This window comes from Burkholderia sp. SIMBA_051 (genome assembly GCF_046534915.1).
In the GTDB taxonomy this organism is placed as follows: domain Bacteria; phylum Pseudomonadota; class Gammaproteobacteria; order Burkholderiales; family Burkholderiaceae; genus Burkholderia; species Burkholderia ambifaria.
The window spans coordinates 260,864-279,941 of record NZ_JAWRXS010000007.1; the positions used below are offsets into that span (position 1 = coordinate 260,864).

Sequence of the window (19,078 nt, forward strand, 5' to 3'; positions counted from 1 at the left end):
CTGACCGCCGCCTGACATTCACCTGGCGCCGCATTCAACCGTCCCACGAGGCGAGTACCGTGAAACTGACCTTTGCCATATCGGTGGTCGCGCTGGTACTGATTGCCGGCACCACCACCATCTGCCTGTCCGGAGCCGTCACCGACCGCACGACCGAATACGGAAGCGCGCGGGCGACGTTCGACCAGATGTTCAGCTTCCACCCGAAAATCTGTCGATGATGCGCCGGTCACGCTTGGTCGGCCGGCCGTGCAGTTCCGCCGCTGGCTCCCGATACGTGCGGCGCCGTTCCAGTTCGGCGAGCCGCGCGACGCGCCCGGCTTCCGTTTCCGCGTAGAGCGTCTGCGCGATGCTCGCCGGCCCGCGCACGTCGCAAATTCCCAGCACGGCAATGTGCCAGACGACACCGTCGATCGCAATCTCGACCTCGTCGCCCACGCGCACGTCCTTCGCCGGCTTCACCGCCGCGCCGCCGATCTTCACGTGACCCTTGTCGACCGCGTCGGACGCGAGCGAGCGCGTCTTGAAGAAGCGGGCTGCCCACAGCCATTTGTCGATGCGCAGCCGCGCGCCGGGTTCCGTCGAAATCTTGTAGTTCATGCCAGCCTCCGCCGTGCCGCCCCATCGCGGCTGACCGCCCGCTCGAACGGTGAACGCAGTGCGCACAGGGGGCGGGCCGTCATTTCAGTTCACCTTCAGTTCACCTTCAGTTCATCATTTCAGGCTGCGCGGCCTTCACCGGCCAGCCCTGCAGATTCTCGGCGACGATCTCGCCGAGCGCGCCGATCCACGCGTGCGCGCCGTTCAGGCATGGAATCCGGTGGAACGCCTGGCCGCCGCCCGCGATGAACTCGTCGCGCACCTCCATCCCGATTTCCTCGATCGTCTCCAGGCAATCGGCAGTAAAACCGGGACAGAACACGTCGGCTCGCCGCACGCCGGCCGCGCCGAGCTCACGCAGCGTCGGCGCCGTGTACGGCTGCAGCCATTCGGCCTTGCCGAAGCGCGACTGGAACGTCACGCGGCATTCGAGCGTCGACAGCCCGAGCGCGGCCATCAGCAGCGCGCCCGTCTGCTGGCACTGGTCGTGATAGGGGTCGCCCAGATCGAGCGTGCGTTTCGGCACGCCGTGAAAGCTCAGCACGAGCTTGTCGCCGGCCGCGAAATCGGGCCGGCCGTGCTGCGCCCAATACTGGCGCACCTGCTCGGCAAGCGCGTGGATGTAGGCCGGATGGTCGGCGTAGTGCCGCACCGTGCGCACTTCCGGCTGGTTGCGCATCCGCGCGAGCGCGGCGAACGCGGCATCGAATGCCGTCGCGGTGGTGGACGCCGAGTATTGCGGATACATCGGCATCAGCAGCACGCGCTCGACGCCCGCGCGCTTGAACTGCGCGAGCGCGTGCGCGATGTTCGGGCTGCCGTAGCGCATCGCGTAATCGACCGTCACCTGATAGGCGTTCGAGGCGAGCAGGTGGCGCACGGCCTCGGTCTGCCGCTCGGTGTAGACGCGCAGCGGCGAACCCTCGGGCATCCAGACGGCCGCATATTTCTTCGCGGACGCGCGCCCGCGCAGCGGCAGGATCAGCGTGCGCAGCAGTACCTGCCAGACGACCTGCGGGATTTCGACGACGCGAGGATCCGACAGGAATTCGGCCAGATAGCGCCGCACCGCGCGCGGCGTCGGGGCGTCGGGCGTGCCGAGATTGATCAGCAGCACGCCGGTACGATGGGCGGCCGCGACGCTCGAAGGCGGCTCAAGATCGAAACGCATGGGCAGGAACGTGCTCGGGGCACGCAGTCGGACGGCCCTCAATTATAGCGGGCCGCCCCGCTCGGGTCGGCTGGCCGTTCGGCCGAATGGCGGCGCGCGCGCCGCCGCGGCACGATGGCGGGACGGTGCCGGTCAGGTTATTGCTGGCTCAGCGTGAGCGACAGCAGGCGCGCGGTGATGTCGACGATCGGGATCACGCGGTTGTAAGCCATGCGGGTCGGGCCGATCACGCCGAGCGTGCCGACGATCTGGCCGTTCACCTCGTAGGGTGCGGTGACGACGCTCATCTCCTCGATCGGCACGAGCGTCGATTCGCCGCCAATGAAGATCTGCACGCCCTGGGCGTGGCTCGACACGTCGAGCAGTTGCAGGAGGCCCGTCTTTTGGTCGAACACGTCGAACAGCTTGCGCAGCCGTGCCATGTCGGACGACAGATCCGCCACTTCGAGCAGGTTGCGCTCGCCGGAAATGAGCACGGTGTCCTCGGTATCGGGCACCTCGGTGCTGGCCGTCACGGCCGCATGCATCAGCGTGGTCATGTCGCCGCGCAACTGGTCGATCTCGTCGCGCAGGCGGCGGCGCACCTCGTCGAACGACAGCCCGGCGAAATGTGCGTTGATGTAATTGGATGCCTCGGTCAGCTGCGACGGCGAATAGTCGCGCGGTGTCGCGAGCATCCGGTTCTGCACGTCGCCCTCGGGCGTGACGATGATCAGCAGGATCCGCTTGTCCGACAGGCGCATGAACTCGATCTGCTTGAACACGTGGCTGCGGCGCGGCGTCAGCACGACGCCCGCGAACTGCGACAGGTTCGACAGCACGCTCGCCGCGGCCGCCACCACCCGCTGCTGCGGTTCGCCGGCCTGCAGCGTGTGCTGCACCTGCCGCGCGACGGCCTCGGCGTCGATCGGCGTCTCGACCGTCAGCATCGTGTCGACGAACAGGCGATAGCCGCGCGGCGTCGGCACGCGGCCGGCCGATGTGTGGGGGCTCGACACAAGGCCGAGCTCCTCCAGGTCGGACATCACGTTGCGGATCGTTGCCGGGCTCAGCTCGAGCCCGGAGTAACGGGACAACGTGCGCGATCCGACCGGCTGACCGTCGGCGATATACCGTTCGATCAGGGTTTTCAGGAGGGTTCGTGCGCGAGGATCTAGCATGGTGGAAAATTTTAGCGCAACCGCGCCAGCACGGCGAGTGGCAGCGGCCCCAGTCGCGCGGGCCGGCCGATCCGGCCCCGTCCGCGCACAACCGGTTCTTTTCGTCAACGAGCTATGGTGTAATGCCGGCATGAAAACCGGTAATCAGTTCAACACTGTCGCGCTCGTGGGCCGGAGCAACACGCCCGGCATCGCCGAGCCGCTCACCACGCTGGCCGGCTGCATCGCGAAGCTGGGCTTCGAGGTCGTGTTCGAAGTCGACACCGCTCGCGAGATCGGCATCTCCGGCTATCCGGCGCTCACCCCGGCCGAGATCGGGGCGCGCGCGGACGTGGCGGTCGTGCTCGGCGGCGACGGCACGATGCTCGGCATCGGCCGCCAGCTCGCGCCGTACAAGACCCCGCTGATCGGGATCAACCACGGGCGGCTCGGCTTCATCACCGACATCGCGGCCGCCGACATGCAGGCGCGCGTGCCGGTGATCCTGTCGGGCAAGTTCGAGCGCGAGGAGCGCTCGCTGCTCGAGGCGCGGATCGTGCGCGACGGCGAACCGATCTACCACGCGCTCGCGTTCAACGACGTCGTCGTGAACCGCAGCGGCTTTTCCGGGATGGTCGAGCTGCGCGCGTCGGTCGACGGCCGGTTCATGTACAACCAGCGTTCGGACGGCCTGATCGTCGCCACGCCGACCGGCTCGACCGCGTACGCGCTGTCGTCGGCCGGCCCGATCCTGCACCCGCAACTCCAGGGCATCGTGCTCGTGCCGATCGCGCCGCACGCGCTGTCGAACCGGCCGATCGTGCTGCCCGACGATTCGAAGATCGCGATCCAGATCGTCGGCGGCCGCGACGTCAACGTGAACTTCGACATGCAGTCGTTCACCGCGCTCGAACTGAACGACACGATCGAGGTGCGCCGCTCGAAGCACACGGTGCCGTTCCTGCATCCGGTCGGCTACAGCTACTACGCGACGCTGCGCAAGAAGCTGCACTGGAACGAACACGCATCGAACGAAGACGACACGGCGTCCTGACGCACCACAGCCCGACACCATGCTCCGCCACCTCTCGATTCGCGACTTCGTCATCGTCGCCGCGCTCGATCTCGAATTCGACAGCGGCTTTACCGTCTTTTCCGGCGAAACCGGCGCCGGCAAATCGATCCTGATCGACGCCCTCGCCCTCGCGCTCGGCGAACGCGCCGACGCGAGCGTCGTGCGCGCCGGCTGCGGCCGTGCCGACATCACCGCCGAATTCACGCCGCACGACCGCGTCGCGCGCTGGCTCGACGAACACGCGTTCGACGCCGAGGACACCGTGATGCTGCGCCGCGTGATCGACGCGAACGGCCGCTCGCGCGCGTTCATCAACGGCACCAGCGCGACGCTCGCGCAACTGCGCGAGCTCGGCGAGATGCTGGTCGACATCCACGGCCAGCACGCGCACCAGTTGCTGATGCGACCCGACGCGCAGCGCGAGCTGTTCGACACGCACGCGGGGCTCGTCGCCGATGCCGCGAACGTCGCCCGCGCGTGGCGCGTATGGCGCGACGCGACGCAGGCGATCGACGCCGCGAAGGCGCACGAGCGCGAACTGCAGCTCGAGCGCGAAAAGCTCGCGTGGCAGCTCGCCGAGCTCGACAAGCTCGCACCGCAACCGGGCGAATGGGACGAAGTCGGCAGCGAACACAAGCGGCTGTCGCACTCGGCGAACCTGATCGCCGGCGTGCAGGGCGCGCTCAACGCGCTGTCCGAGGCCGACGACGCGATGCTCCCGCAGCTCGGCGCGATCGTGTCGAAGCTGCGCAATCTGGCCGACTACGACACGGCACTCGGCGATGCGCTCGCGTCGCTCGAACCGGCCGAGATCCAGCTGCAGGAAGCCGTCTATTCGCTGTCGCACTACGCGCAGCGCCTCGATCTCGACCCGGCCCGGCTCGCGCAGGTCGAAGCGCGCCTCGACGCGCTGCACACGACCGCCCGCAAGTTCCGGCTGCCGCCCGGCACGCTGCACGAGGAACATGCGGCACGCCGCGCGCAGCTCGCCGCGCTCGACGCGGCCGCCGATCTCGGCGCGCTCGAAGCCGCGCAGGCGAAGGCATGGGAAACCTATCTCGCCGACGCGAAACACCTGTCGAAGGCCCGCACGCAGGCGGCGAAGGCGCTCGGCACGGCCGTCACGGCCGGCATGCAGGAACTGTCGATGGCGGGCGGCAGCTTCGAAGTCGCGCTCGTGCCGCTCGCCGACGGCGGCCCGCACGGGCTCGAGCAGGTCGAATTCCGGGTCGCCGGGCACCCCGGCGTGCCGCTGCGCCCGCTCGCGAAAGTCGCGTCGGGCGGCGAACTCGCGCGGATCAGCCTCGCGCTCGCGGTGATCGCGAGCGCGGCAAGCCCGACGCCGACGCTGATTTTCGACGAAGTCGACACGGGGATCGGCGGCGGCGTCGCCGAGGTGGTCGGCCGCCTGCTGCACCAGCTCGGGCGCGACCGCCAGGTGCTGTGCGTGACGCACCTGCCGCAGGTGGCCGCGCGCGGCGACCATCACTATCAGGTCGCGAAAGGCGCCGACGACCGCGGCGGCACCGTCTCCTCGGTCATCCCGCTCGACAAGGCGAGCCGGGTCGAGGAAGTCGCACGGATGCTCGGCGGGCTCGAGATCACCGCGACGACGCGCAAGCACGCGAAGGAAATGCTGGCGGCCTGACGCGGGCACTCCGTTGGCCGAATGCAAAAAGACCGGCGCATGCGCCGGTCTTTTTTTGGCGAGCGAGCGCTAGATCACGTCCGCCCAGTGCCGCGAGCCGCGGCTTCGAACGTCCGACTCAAACGCCCGTTTCGACGGCCCCGAACACCCGCGTCCACAGCGCCGTCACGGCCGCCCGCTCGTCGGCCACCAGGGCCGGATCGACCCGCGCCTTCTCCATCCCGTCGAGCCGCAGCTTGTGCTGCAGCTTCCGGTACTTGCGGTACGCCGCGCCGACACGCTCGGCTTCGTCCTCGCCCATCAGCCCAAAGCGCGCAACCTCGCGCAGCAGCGCGATATTGCCGGTGTTGCGGATCAGCTCGGCATCGCTCGACGCATGCAGCAGCACCCAGTACTGGACGATGAACTCGATGTCGACCATCCCGCCGCGATCGTGCTTCAGGTCGAACAGCGCGGTCTGGTTCGGATGGCCCGCGAATACCTTGCCGCGCATGTCGACGATTTCCTTCGCGAGCACGTCGCCATCGCGCGGCGTCGTCAGCACCTGCTGGCGGATCGCCTCGAAGTCCATGCCGATCTGCGTGTCGCCCGCGCTGTAGCGCGCGCGCGTGAGCGCCTGGTGCTCCCACACCCACGCGGTGTTCGCCGCATCGCCCTCGCGCAGCTGGTAGCGGCGGAACGCGTCGAGATCGGTCACGAGCAGCCCGGCCTCGCCGTTCGGCCGCAGCCGCAGGTCGATGTCGAACAGCGCGCCCGCGCCGGTCGCGGTCGTGAGCCAGGTGATCAGCCGTCGCGTAAATGTCGTGTAGACGTCCGCCGAGCGCTCGTCGGGATCGTCGTACAGGAAGATCAGGTCGAGATCCGATGCGTAGCCGAGCTCCTTGCCGCCGAGCTTGCCGTACGCGATCACCGCGAACTTCGGCACGTCGCGATGGCGCTTCGCGAGCTGCGACCAGACCACTTCGATCGTCACGTCGAGCACCGCGTCGGCGAGCTCGGACAGGCGATCGCTGACGTGTTCGACCGACAGCTGGCCCGCCAGGTCGATCAGCAGGATGCGGAACACCTCCGCGTGCTGCGCATGCCGCAACAGGTCCATCTGCTGCTCGGGGCCGTCGGCCGCCGCGAGACGCGCACGCAGCGCATCCTTGAACGCGGGCCAGTCGAACGGGCTCGCGATCGCTTCGTCGTCGAGCAGTTCGTCGAGCAGCTGCGGATGGCGGATCAGGTAGCCGCCGCCCCAGCGCGTCGCGCCGAGCACGGACAGCACGCGGTCGAGCGCAGCCGGGTACTCGGTCAGCAGCGCGAGATAGACGCCGCGCCGGCTGACCGTCTCGAGCAGGTCGAACAGCCGCACGATGGTTTCGTCGCGGCGCGCGGCGTCGATCCGCGGCGCGGCCTCGAGCGCGCGCTGCGCGACGCTGTCGAAGCGCTGCCGGCTCTTTTCCGGCAGGCCCGCGTAGCGCGACGACTGCCAGATCGCGCGCAGCCGCGCGAGCACGGCCGCCGGATCGGCGAAACCCAGCCCGTCGAGGCGCGCGAGCAGCGCGTCGTCTTCGCCGTCGTCGGCCAGCGCGCCGCTCCAGATCCACGCGGCCGCCGTGTCCTCACCGGCCGCGCAGGGGCCGCCGCTCACCTTGTCCGCGAAAATCTGGTCGAACTGCGCCTCGACGAACGTGCGATGGCCATCGAGCACCGTCATCAGCGCCGCGTAGTCCGCAAAGCCGAGCGACGCGGCCAGCGCCGCGCGCTCGTCCGGATCGACCGGCATCGCATGCGTCTGCGCGTCGTCGCGATACTGCAGCCGGTGCTCGAGCGTGCGCAGGAAGTTGTACGCGTCGGTCAGCCGCTCGCGCACGTCCTCGCCGATCAGCCCGCGCGCCTGCGCATGGCGCAGCACCGCGAGCGTCGGCCGCACGCGGAACCCCGCATCCTGGCCGCCGCGGATCAGCTGGAACACCTGCGCGCTGAACTCGATCTCGCGGATCCCGCCGCGCCCGAGCTTGATGTCGTCGGCCTTGTCGGGCCGCATCGACGCGCGGCGCGCGGCTTCGTGGCGAATCTGCTGGTGCAGCGAACGGATCGCGCCGATCACGCCGAAGTCGAGATAGCGGCGGTAGACGAACGGCTTGACGATCGATTCGAGCTGCGACTCGAGCCGCCGCGCCGCGTCGCTGTCGCCTTCCGACACGAGCCGCCCCTTGATCCACGCGTAGCGCTCCCATTCGCGCCCCTGCACGTAGAAATATTCCTCGAGCATCCCGAGGCTGCAGACGAGCGGCCCCGAATCGCCGTTCGGGCGCAGCCGCATGTCGACGCGAAACACGTAGCCGTCGGCCGTGACCTCGGACAGCACGCCGATCAGGCGCCGGCCGAGCCGCGTGAAGTATTCCTGGGTGGACAGCGGCGAGCGCGTGCCGCCGGCCGTCTCGCCGTCGTCCTCGTAGACGAAGATCAGGTCGATGTCCGACGACACGTTCAGCTCGCGGCCGCCCAGCTTGCCCATTCCGACGACGCCGAGCACGACGCGCTGGCCGTCGGCGCCGCGCGGCTCGCCGTACATCGCCTCGAGCTCGGCGGACAGCAGCGCGAGCGAGCGCTGCACGGCCGCTTCGGCCAGATGGGTCATCGCGCCCGTCACCTCGGCGACGCTCGCGAGGCCGCGCAGGTCGCGCTCCGCGACCGCGCCGAACACTTCGACACGCAACTGCCGCAGCGCGCGCTTGAGCTGCTCGTCGCTCGGCGCGGCCGCGCCGGCCGGCGCCGCGAGCAGCTCGCTCAGGCGCGCGTCGAGCTGCGCGCGGGACAGCGGCGCGGCGGCCCACGCGGCGATCCGCTCGGACAGCGCGGGACGCGCGGCGGCCGCGCGGGCGATATAGCGGGAGTAGGACGGGCTGATCAGGGCGGAAGCGTCGGTCATCGAAAAGCGGGCCTGGCGGTAAGGCCCGCCGCCGCGGGCGACGCATGCGCGCCCCGCTGCCGACAGGCTCCTTGGACTCGGCGCGGCATCGCGGCGCGGGTGCGCCGCCGCGAAAACCGCGCGCCGGAAAGCCCGTGCCATGCTGCCCCAACGGCCGCCGGCACGAACCCCTGTGATACATTTCAACGTCAGTCTGCAAAACTACCATATCGCCGCCCTTCCGCCGCATGTCCGACCGTCAGGAATCCGCCGTACCTGCGCCCGAAGCGGGACCTCCGAAGCACGATCATCCTGTCCTGCGTCGCGTGTTCAGGGTGACGCTGGCAGTCGGTATCGGCACCTACTTCGTCGCGTCCGCCTCGTTCCTCGGGCTGCGCTACGTGCTGCTGCCGCGCATCGACGAATTCCGCCCGCGCATCGAGCGCGCGGTGTCCGACAAGCTCCACGCGCAGCTCTCGATCGGCAGACTGTCTCCCCACTGGTCCGGCATGCAGCCGGGCGTCGAAGTCACCAACCTGACGATTCGCGGCCGTGACGGCCGGATCGCGCTGTCGGTCCCGCACGCGACGGCCGCGCTGTCGTGGATGTCGCTGCTGCGGCTGTCGCCCGCGCTGTCGAGCCTGATCGTCGACCACCCCGACCTCGTCGTCGCGCGCGCGGCCGACGGCTCGCTGAGCGTCGCGGGCGTCGGCGTCGCGACCACCCACGGCGGCAACGACACGTTCAGCACATGGCTGCTGAAGCAGGAAGCGATCGTGCTGCGCAACGGCACGCTGCGCTGGCGCGACGCGCAGCACGACGCACCGGAGCTCGCGCTGTCGGGCATTCGCCTCGCGGTGCTCAACCACGGCCGCGTGCACAAGGCCGCGCTGCAGGCGCCCGCGAACGGCACGCTGCTGCTCGGCCCGCTCGATTTCCGCGCGCGCTTCCGGCACAAGCCGCTCCAGCCGATCGGCAAGCCGACGAACTGGACCGGCGACGCATACCTGTCGACCGGCCCGGTCGACCTGCAGACCCTCGGCCGCTATCTCGACATTCCGCTCACGATCCATGCGGGCCGGATCGACAACGCGATCTGGGCGACCTTCGAGGACGGCCACCTGCGCTCCGCGGGCGGCGACCTGCAAGGCGCCGACGTCGTGCTGCGCGTGCGGCCGACCCAGCCGCGCCTCGACGTGCCGACGGTCGGGTTCGGCTGGGACATGGCGCTGAACGCCGGCCGCGACTACACGCTGCACCTGACGCGCTTCAACGCGGAGCTCGGCCAGCCGCCGCTGCCGGACGGCACGCCGCTCGCGCGCTCGCTCGCGCTGTCGACGCTGACCGCCCGCTACCGCGTGCCGGCCGCCGACCAGGGGCAACTGCTGAGCGTCGTCGGCGACCGCGTCGATCTCGGCATCCTCAGCGAGTTCATCCGCGGGCTGCCGCTGCCGGCACGCCTGCGCAACGAGCTGATCAAGCTCGACCCGCGCGGGATGGTGTCGAACTACCACATCGAGGTCGAACGCGCGAAGCCGGCGCGGCCCGAGCTCGCCGACGAAGAGCGGCGCATGGGCGCCGCGCCGATCGTGCGCTACCGCTTCCTCGGCGATCTGCAGGGCATCAGCGTCGCCGCGCAGGAGCCGCCGCCGGGCTTGTCGCCGCGCGGTCACCCGCGCGCCGGCTGGCCGGGCGTCGAGAATTTGTGGGGCCGCGTCGATGCGAACGAGACCGGCGGCAGCGCGCACTTCGACACGGTCAACGCCGCGGTCACGGTGCCCGGCGAATTCGACCAGCCGCGCCTGACCTTCGACCGGCTGCGCGGCAACGCGAAATGGGTGATCACGCCGGCGCCGGGCGACAAGCACGCGCGCGTCGACGTGACGTTGCCCGACCTGTTCGTCTCGAACCCGGATGCCGAAATCGCGGTGTCGGGCTCGTACACGAACCCCGGCCACGGCCGCGGCTCGCTCGACCTGCGCGCGGATTTCGCGCGCGCGTCGGTGGCGCGCATTCCGCGCTACCTGCCGACCGGGATGTCCGAACGCCTGCGCGCGTATCTCGGCCATGCGCTACAGGACGGCCAGGTGACCAAGGGCGCGTCGATCGTCGCGCGCGGCCCGCTCGAGAAATTCCCGTTCTCACACGAGCCGGATGCCGGCGTGTTCCATATCGTCGCGCCGTTTACCGGCGGGCGCTTCGAGCCGACGCCGTACCCGCCGCGCAAGCTCGCGAACGGCACGCCGAGCGTCTGGCCGGCACTCGACGCGATCGATGGCGTGTTCGAACTCGCGCAGAACAAGCTGCACTTCGACATCGCCCGCGCGCGCTACAAGCGCGTCGCGCTGACCAACGTTGCCGGCCGGATCGACGATCTCGGCAACCCGTCGAAGTCGCCGCTCATCATCGACGGCCATGCGCACGGCCCGCTCGCGGACCTGATCGACTATGCGGACAACAGCTCGCTCGGCACGATGAGCGGGCACATCGGCCAGCGGATCGATGCGCAGGGGCCCGCGTCGCTCGCGCTCAAGATCACGATTCCGCAGCGCGTGCCGCATCCGCATACGCACGTCGAAGGCGCCCTCGCGTTCGGCGGCAACACGCTGTCGACCGACGGCGTGCCGCCGCTGTCCGCGCTGCGCGGCAGCGTTCGATTCAGCGAGGCCGGCGCGTCGCTGCACGACCTGTCGGGGCGCTTCCTCGGCGGCCCGGTGCGCGCGAACGGCAACTTCCAGTCGCATGGCCCGTACGCGGTGAACGTCGACGGCAAGCTCGCGCTCGACGCGACGCGCGGCCTGAACCTGCACGGCACCGCCGCGGCGCTGCTCGAGCACGTGGTCGGCGACGCGCCGTACCACGTCGCCGTGCGCGGCGCGCCGGGCCGCCTGCCGGAGGTCACCGCGCATTCCGACCTGACGGGCGTCGCGCTGAACTTCCCCGCGCCGTTCGCGAAACCGGCCGGCACGCCGATGCCGTTCCGCTTCACGCTGCAGCCGGCCGCCGAGGCGGACGGCAAGCGCCTCGAACATGCCGACCTGACGCTCGGCCCCGTGTCCGCGACCTACCTGCTCGACGCGACGCGCGGCCAGCCGCTGCGCGCGGTGCGCGGCGCGATGGGCATCCACCGGATGCCCGACCTGCCGCAGGACGGCGTGAGCGCCGCCGTCGACGTCGACGAACTGGACGCCGACGCATGGCTCGCGCTGGCCCGCACGCTGCAGCACGACACGCCGCGCGCACCGGAGCCGGCCGCGCCGCGCGTCGACGTCGCGAGCTTCACGCCGAAGCGCTTCGCGCTGCACTTCGGCACGCTGAAGCTGCTCAAGCGCAACTGGGAAAACGTGATCATCGGCGCGTCGCACGTCGACGAGCTGTGGCAGGCGAACATCGCGTCGAACCAGGTCTCGGGCTATCTGTCGTGGGCGCAGGGCGGCGGCCACAATGGCGCGGGCGTGCTGAACGCGCGGCTCGCGAAGCTCGTGATTCCGCAAAGCGCGCAGCACGACCTCGTCGGCCGCGCGATGAACCTGCCGACGCCGACCGACCGGCCGATGCCGTCGGTCGACCTGATCGTCGACCAGGTCGTCGCGCGCGATCACGACATCGGCCGGCTCGTCGTCAATGCGCGCAACATCGACGAGGACGGCGCGCCGGTGTGGCAGCTCGACAAGCTCGAGCTGGCGAACCCGGCCGCGAAGCTGACGGCGACCGGCAACTGGCGCACCTCGCGCCGCGCGCTCGCCCGCGGCGTCGACGAAAACGATGCGCCGCGCCGCAGCGTGTTCGACTTCAAGCTCGACATCGGCAACGCGGGCGCGCTGCTCGATCTCGTCGGCCTGCCGCGCACGGTCGCGAACGGCCACGGCACGGTGACCGGCAAGGTCGGCTGGCGCGGCGGCCCGACCGCGGTCGATCTGCCGTCGCTCGGCGGCCAGGTCGCGGTCGATCTCGAACACGGCCAGATCCTGAAGGTCGATCCGGGTGCCGCGAAACTGCTCGGCGTGCTGAGCCTGCAGAGTCTCGCGCGCTTCCTGACGCTGAATTTCCGCGACGTGGTCGGCAAGGGGCTGCCGTTCGACAAGATCACGGGCACCAGCCGGATCTCGAACGGGATCGCGCGCACCGACGACTTCTCGATGACGACGGCGCCGGCGAACGTGACGGTGCGCGGCGCGGTCGATCTCGGCGCCGAGACGCAGGACCTGCACGCGCACGTCGCGCCGAAGATCGGCGCGGGCACGGCGGCGATCGCGGCCGCGATCATCAACCCGCTGCTCGGCGTCGGCGTGCTGGCCGCGAACTACGCGCTGTCGGAGACGCTGTCGCACGCGTTCGCGCTCGACTACGCGATCACGGGCTCGTGGGCGCATCCGCACATCGAGCGGGTGCGGGGCGATCAGGGTAAGATGAATCACGGTCCGGCCGATGCGGCGAGCCATTGACGCGCGCAGGGTGCCGGGCCGCACCCTATTTATGACGCAATCGATCCAGCGATGACCGATCACACCCGTTCCGCCACGCCCTTTCGGGTCGCCGCGCTGCAGATGGTGAGCACGCCGGACGTCGCGCGCAATCTCGCCGAAGCCGGCCGCCTGATCGCGGAAGCGGCCGGCGACGGCGCCCAACTCGTGCTGCTGCCCGAGTATTTCTGCTTCATGGGCCACCGCGACACCGACAAGCTCGCGCTCGCCGAACCCTACCGCGACGGTCCGATCCAGCAGTTTCTCGCGCAGGCCGCGCAGCGTCACGGCGTCTGGCTGATCGGCGGCACGCTGCCGCTGAAGGCACCGGAACCCGATCGCGTGCTGAACACGACGCTCGTGTTCGATCCGAGCGGCCAGGAGGCGGCCCGCTACGACAAGATCCACCTGTTCAACTTCGAGAAAGGCGACGAATCGTTCGACGAGGCGCGCACGATCCGCGCGGGCGAGACGGTCGTCACGTTCGACGCGCCGTTCGGGCGGGTCGGCCTGTCGGTCTGTTACGATCTGCGCTTTCCGGAGCTGTATCGCAGGATGGGCGACTGCGCGCTGATCGTCGTGCCGTCGGCGTTTACGTATACGACGGGTCGCGCGCACTGGGAAATGCTGCTGCGCGCGCGGGCCGTCGAGAACCAGTGCTACGTGCTCGCGGCCGCGCAGGGCGGCAAGCACGAGAACGGCCGGCGCACGTGGGGCCACAGCATGCTGGTCGACCCGTGGGGCGAGGTCGTCGCGGTCCGCGACGAAGGCGCGAGCGTCGTGACCGGCGCGCTCGATCCGCAGCGGATCGCCGACGTGCGCCAGAGCCTGCCCGCGTGGCGACATCGCGTGCTGGCCTGACCCGCTGAACCGTCCCGGCGCTTGAAACGCCGCCCGGCCAACCCATCTGCCCAGAACGCACCCGACAACTTTTTGAGAACCCTCGATACCCGCATGAACATCATCGAACCCGGCATCCGCAATCTTGCGCTGGCGAAGGACATCCTCCTCACGCCGTACGGCCTCGACGAGAGCCTGCTCACGCGCACGATCGCCGACATCTTCACGCATCGCGTCGACTACGCGGACCTGTACTTCCAGGCGACCCGCAGCGAAGCGTGGAGCCTCGAGGAAGGCATCGTGAAGTCGGGCAGCTTCAGCATCGACCAGGGCGTCGGCGTGCGCGCGGTCGCGGGCGACCGCACCGCGTTCGCTTACTCGGACGACCTGTCGCCGGAAGCCATCGCGCAGGCGGCCGCGGCCACCAAGGCGATCGCGGCGGCCGGCGGCGGCCGCCAGAAGATCAGGGCCGCGACGTCGCTGACGGGCATCTCGGGCCGCGACCTGTACCTGCCGTCCGATCCGCTCGCGTCGCTCGACGCCACCGCCAAGGTCAAGCTGCTCGAGCGCATCGAGCAGATGGCGCGCGGGCGCGACCCGCGCGTCACGCAGGTGATGGCGGGCCTCGCCGGCGAATACGATGTCGTGCTGGTCGCGCGCAGCGACGGCGCGCTCGCGGCCGACATCCGCCCGCTCGTGCGCGTGTCGGTCACGGTGATCGCCGAGCAGAACGGCCGCCGCGAGATCGGCTCCGGCGGCGGCGGCGGCCGCTTCGACTACGCGTACTTCACCGACGACGTGCTGTCGCGCTACGTCGACGACGCCGTGCACGCCGCGCTGGTGAACCTCGACGCCCGCCCCGCGCCGGCCGGCGCGATGACGGTCGTGCTCGGGCCGGGCTGGCCGGGCGTGCTGCTGCACGAGGCGATCGGCCACGGTCTCGAAGGCGACTTCAACCGCAAGGGCTCGTCCGCGTTCGCCGGCCGCATCGGCGAGCAGGTCGCCGCTAAGGGCGTGACGGTGGTCGACGACGGCACGCTGCCGAACCGCCGCGGCTCGCTGAACATCGACGACGAAGGCAACCCGACGCAGTGCACGACGCTGATCGAGGACGGCATCCTGAAGGGCTACATCCAGGACACGCTGAACGCGCGCCTGATGAAGATGCCCGTCACCGGCAACGCGCGGCGCGAATCGTACGCGGCGCTGCCGATGCCGCGCATGACCAACACGTACATGCTCAACGGCGACAAGGATCCGCAGGAAATCATCGCGTCGGTGAAGAACGGCCTGTACGCGGTGAACTTCGGCGGCGGCCAGGTCGACATCACGAACGGCAAGTTCGTGTTCTCGGCGTCCGAGGCCTACATGATCGAGAACGGCAAGGTCACCTACCCGGTGAAGGGCGCGACGCTGATCGGCAGCGGCCCGGAATCGCTGAAGTACGTGAGCATGATCGGCAACGACATGTCGCTCGACTCGGGCGTCGGCGTGTGCGGCAAGGAAGGCCAGAGCGTGCCGGTCGGCGTCGGCCAGCCGACCCTGCGGATCGACAAGATGACGGTCGGCGGTACGGCATAACCGCATCGCGACGCAGACAATCCGCGCATTTTGACAAAAACGCGCGGATTGTCCGCATTTTTTGACGCCCCGGCTTGCCAGCCGCACGGCGACACGGTATAAATTCCGAATCAACTTTTTTGACGAACCAAATCTCCGTCATGTCCGCCAAGTTTTATTTTTACTTTTTTTGGCATCTCAGACCGCTGGCGGATCGAGAGGGTTGATGGCGCGTGAAGCGCAACCGAAATTCCCGAAAAACCGCCGGCGAACCCGGCGGTTTTTTTTCGCCCTTCGCCAGCCGGTCGCCGCCGCAGCGGTCCCGCGGCCCCGATCGACACCACTGAATTGTCTGAATCGATGAATTTGCCGCACGCGTAGTCATTGGGCGGCGCCCTCAACAGCTTTGCATGGGGCCGGAGCAAGTGCCGAAGCACTCGAGCCGGTCGACACAGGAGAAAACAGCATGCCCCCGCACAATACCGACGACGTCCGCATTCGCGAACTCAAGGAACTGACGCCGCCCGCCCACCTGATCCGCGAATTCGCGTGCTCCGAGGCCGCGTCCGAGCTGATCTACCACTCGCGCCAGTCGATGCACCGCATCCTGCACGGGATGGACGACCGGCTGATCGTCGTGATCGGGCCGTGCTCGATCCACGATACGAAGGCGGCGATCGAGTACGCGGGGCGGCTCGTGAAGGAGCGCGAGCGCTTCAAGGGCGAGCTGGAAATCGTGATGCGCGTGTACTTCGAGAAGCCGCGCACGACGGTCGGCTGGAAGGGGCTCATCAATGATCCGCACCTGGACAACAGCTTCAAGATCAACGAAGGGCTGCGCACCGCGCGTGAGCTGCTGCTGCAGATCAACGAGATGGGGCTGCCGGCGGCGACCGAATACCTCGACATGATCAGCCCGCAGTACATCGCCGACCTGATCTCGTGGGGCGCGATCGGCGCGCGCACGACCGAGTCGCAGGTGCACCGCGAGCTGGCGTCGGGGCTGTCGTGCCCGGTCGGCTTCAAGAATGGCACCGACGGCAACGTGAAGATCGCGGTCGACGCGATCAAGGCCGCGTCGCAGCCGCACCATTTCCTGTCGGTGACCAAGGGCGGCCACTCGGCGATCGTGTCGACGGCCGGCAACGAGGACTGCCACGTGATCCTGCGCGGCGGCAAGACGCCGAACTACGACGCGGACAGCGTGAACGCCGCATGCGCGGACATCGGCAAGGCCGGCCTCGCCGCGCGCCTGATGATCGACGCGAGCCACGCGAACAGCTCGAAGAAGCACGAGAACCAGATTCCCGTGTGCGCGGACATCGGCCGCCAGGTCGCGGCCGGCGACGAGCGCATCGTCGGCGTGATGATCGAGTCGCACCTCGTCGAGGGGCGTCAGGACCTGAAGGAAGGCTGCCCGCTGACCTACGGCCAGAGCATCACCGATGCGTGCATCGCGTGGGACGACAGCGTGAAGGTCCTCGAAGGCCTCGCGGAATCGGTGAAGGCACGCCGCGTCGCGCGCGGCAGCGGGAACTGAAGAACGCCAACAAGCTGACCGTATGGCCCCGCCTGGCGGCGAATTGGCCATGCGGCCAACCTGCAGTCGGTGTGGTGCTCTGCTAGACTAGCTAACATCATCTAGCTAACCAGAGGATTGACCATGTCGACCGTCAACATGCACGATGCCAAGTCGCGGCTTTCCAGCCTCGTGGAAGCGCTTGAATCGGGGCGCGAAGCCGAAGTCGTGATCGCCCGCAATGGTCATCCGGTCGCCCGGATCGTTCCGTACACCGCGCCGAAGCGGATCGGCGCAGCCCGTCAGTTGCTTGCCGGATTGAACATTCCGACAAGCGTCGAGGCATTCAATGCCGGCGATGAATCGATCGCTGCCGACTTCGATGCCAGCTCGGATCAAGGGCTTGCACCGTGAAGCTGCTGCTCGATACGCACATCGCGCTCTGGGCGGCTGAAGGCGCGCCGCAACTTTCGGCAACCGCGGCCGCATTGATCGAACATCCCCAAAACACGCTGTACGTCAGCGCCGCGTCGATTTGGGAAATCGCGATCAAATATCGCAAAGGCAATCTGCCCGTCCATCCGAGAGATGCGCGTTCGGCATTTCGGCTTGCAGGTTTTGCGGAGCTGCCGATCAGCAGCGATCACGCCGAGGCAGTCGCCGCGTTGCCGGATTTCCCGGACCATGCCGATCCGTTCGACCGCGTGATGGTCGCGCAGGCACTCCATGAAGGCATGCCGCTCGTCAGCGCCGATCCGAAGGTGTGGCGCTATCACTCCACGCTGATGCTGCGTGCCTGACATCGTCATGCACGCGACAAAATCGAAGCCCGGCTCGCGCCGGGCTTTTTTACTGGCCTGAGACCGTCCGTTCGCGCATCACTCGAGCGCACCCGAGCCGAAGATCTCGGTGTTCACACGCTCCGGCGCGACGCCCAGCGCGACGAGCGCATCGCGTTGCGCCTTCATGAACGCGATCGGGCCGCAGATGTAGTAGTCGGCATCCGGCACGAGCGCATGCTGCTTCACGCGTTCCGGCGTCAGGCGCCCTTCGAGGTCGTGATCGACCCCGGCACGGTCGTTCGGGCCGACCAGCTCGTACAGCACCGTGCGCTTCACGTTCGCGTGCTCGCGCGCCGCGTCGTTCAGCCACTCGCGGAACGCGTGCACCGCGCCCGAACGGCATGCGTGGACGAACCGTACCTCACGCTTGCTGCCTTCGGCGATCAGCGTCGACGCCATCGACATCATCGGCGTGATGCCGACACCGCCCGAGATCAGCACGACCGGCGTATCGGCATCGCGCTTCAGCGAGAAGTCGCCCATCGGCGCGGTCACTTCGACGATCGCCCCCTCTTCCACGCCGTCGTGCATCAGCGTCGACACCTTGCCGGCCGGGATCGCTTCCGGCCTGCCGGCCTCGCGCTTCACCGAAATGCGCAGCCACTTGCCGTGCGGCGCATCGGACAGGCTGTACTGACGCGGCTGGTCGACACCCAGGTCGCCGACGAAGCGCTTCACCGAGATGTACTGGCCCGGCTCGAACTTCGGCGCGTCGCCGCCGTCGGCGGGGGTCAGGTAGAACGACGTGATCTCGTCGCTTTCGCGCACCTTGCGGGCGACCTTGAACGGGCGGAAGCCGCTCCAGGCGGCGTTCGCGTACAGGTCGGCCTCGGCGCCGATCATGATCTGCGCGAGCTGGCCGTACGCGACGCGCCAGGCTTCGAGCGTTTCCGCGTCGACCGCGTCGCCGAGCACTTCGACGATCGACGCGAGCAGGTTCTCGCCGACGATCGGGTAATGCTCCGGACGGATATTGAGGCTCGCGTGCTTGTGCGAGATGCGCGACACCGCGCCGCCCAGCGCACCGAGGTTGTCGATGTTCGCGGCATACGCGTAGACCGCCTTCGCGAGCGTTTCCGGCTGGCTGCCGGTCTTCTGGTGCGTCTGGTTGAACAGGTTCTTCAGCTCCGGATGATGCGCGAACATGCGCTGATAGAAGTGCTTCGTGATCGTCGCGCCGTGCTCGGCAAGGACAGGGGCGGTGGCCTTCACACGGGCCATCTGGTCAGCGGTGATGTGGGTCATGTGCGTTCTCCGTTAAACATGCACATACGATACATCTTTAAAATCCAAGCACCCCTCGGACAAATTGTCGCAGTGCG

At 68.8% G+C, this 19,078-nt stretch carries 14 protein-coding genes; 9 read left to right on the forward strand and 5 right to left on the reverse strand.

What is annotated here, in order from left to right:
- Positions 1 to 59: 59 nt before the first annotated feature.
- Positions 60 to 221, forward strand: a complete 162-nt coding sequence (locus tag SB771_RS19345) for a hypothetical protein (protein ID WP_006752735.1) — start codon at positions 60 to 62, stop codon at positions 219 to 221.
- Here SB771_RS19345 and SB771_RS19350 read toward each other — a convergent pair.
- The 3 genes from SB771_RS19350 to hrcA form a co-directional block, all read right to left on the reverse strand.
- Positions 193 to 600, reverse strand: coding sequence for an RNA-binding S4 domain-containing protein (locus tag SB771_RS19350; protein WP_006761205.1), 408 nt, complete (start codon positions 598 to 600; stop codon positions 193 to 195). The two genes, SB771_RS19345 and SB771_RS19350, sit on opposite strands and share 29 nt — an antisense overlap.
- Positions 601 to 706: 106 nt before the next feature.
- Entirely contained in the window at positions 707 to 1,771 is a 1,065-nt protein-coding gene (hemH, locus tag SB771_RS19355) for a ferrochelatase (protein ID WP_175661479.1), read from the reverse strand.
- Between the two features lie 137 nt (positions 1,772 to 1,908).
- A complete protein-coding gene (gene hrcA, locus SB771_RS19360; RefSeq protein WP_011656033.1) occupies positions 1,909 to 2,931 on the reverse strand; it encodes a heat-inducible transcriptional repressor HrcA in 1,023 nt (340 codons plus the stop codon).
- A 130-nt stretch (positions 2,932 to 3,061) separates the two neighbouring features.
- Here hrcA and SB771_RS19365 point away from each other — a divergent pair, with 130 nt between their 5' ends.
- Together SB771_RS19365 and recN are read left to right on the forward strand one after the other, a co-directional pair.
- Positions 3,062 to 3,964, forward strand: a complete 903-nt coding sequence (locus tag SB771_RS19365) for an NAD kinase (protein ID WP_006752731.1) — start codon at positions 3,062 to 3,064, stop codon at positions 3,962 to 3,964.
- 19 nt (positions 3,965 to 3,983) lie between these two features.
- Positions 3,984 to 5,633, forward strand: a complete 1,650-nt coding sequence (gene recN, locus SB771_RS19370) for a DNA repair protein RecN (RefSeq protein WP_011656032.1) — start codon at positions 3,984 to 3,986, stop codon at positions 5,631 to 5,633.
- A 118-nt stretch (positions 5,634 to 5,751) separates the two neighbouring features.
- On the opposite strand, the gene glnE is transcribed toward recN, so the two are convergent.
- Positions 5,752 to 8,553, reverse strand: a complete 2,802-nt coding sequence (gene glnE / locus SB771_RS19375; RefSeq protein WP_175661480.1) for a bifunctional [glutamate--ammonia ligase]-adenylyl-L-tyrosine phosphorylase/[glutamate--ammonia-ligase] adenylyltransferase — start codon at positions 8,551 to 8,553, stop codon at positions 5,752 to 5,754.
- Positions 8,554 to 8,780: 227 nt separating this feature from the next.
- Here glnE and SB771_RS19380 point away from each other — a divergent pair, with 227 nt between their 5' ends.
- The 6 genes from SB771_RS19380 to SB771_RS19405 all read left to right on the forward strand — a co-directional run bounded on the left by SB771_RS19380 (position 8,781) and on the right by SB771_RS19405 (position 17,714).
- Positions 8,781 to 12,977, forward strand: coding sequence for a YhdP family protein (locus SB771_RS19380; protein ID WP_175661481.1), 4,197 nt, complete (start codon positions 8,781 to 8,783; stop codon positions 12,975 to 12,977).
- A 51-nt stretch (positions 12,978 to 13,028) separates the two neighbouring features.
- Complete coding sequence (locus SB771_RS19385) at positions 13,029 to 13,856, forward strand: carbon-nitrogen hydrolase family protein (protein WP_126227194.1); 828 nt, start codon at positions 13,029 to 13,031, stop codon at positions 13,854 to 13,856.
- 93 nt (positions 13,857 to 13,949) lie between these two features.
- Positions 13,950 to 15,416 (forward strand): metalloprotease TldD, encoded by a 1,467-nt coding sequence (gene tldD, locus SB771_RS19390; RefSeq protein WP_012363145.1) that lies wholly within the window; start codon positions 13,950 to 13,952, stop codon positions 15,414 to 15,416.
- A gap of 445 nt (positions 15,417 to 15,861) precedes the next feature.
- Entirely contained in the window at positions 15,862 to 16,935 is a 1,074-nt protein-coding gene (aroG, locus tag SB771_RS19395; protein WP_006752725.1) for a 3-deoxy-7-phosphoheptulonate synthase AroG, read from the forward strand.
- A 123-nt stretch (positions 16,936 to 17,058) separates the two neighbouring features.
- Positions 17,059 to 17,328, forward strand: a complete 270-nt coding sequence (locus SB771_RS19400; protein WP_059574295.1) for a type II toxin-antitoxin system Phd/YefM family antitoxin — start codon at positions 17,059 to 17,061, stop codon at positions 17,326 to 17,328.
- A complete protein-coding gene (locus SB771_RS19405) occupies positions 17,325 to 17,714 on the forward strand; it encodes a type II toxin-antitoxin system VapC family toxin (RefSeq protein WP_105831906.1) in 390 nt (129 codons plus the stop codon). The genes SB771_RS19400 and SB771_RS19405 overlap by 4 nt, the downstream gene beginning before the upstream one ends.
- A 78-nt stretch (positions 17,715 to 17,792) precedes the next feature.
- Here the strand turns inward: SB771_RS19405 and hmpA are convergent, their stop codons facing one another.
- Complete coding sequence (gene hmpA / locus SB771_RS19410) at positions 17,793 to 19,001, reverse strand: NO-inducible flavohemoprotein (protein WP_175661482.1); 1,209 nt, start codon at positions 18,999 to 19,001, stop codon at positions 17,793 to 17,795.
- Between the last annotated feature and the right edge of the window lie 77 nt (positions 19,002 to 19,078).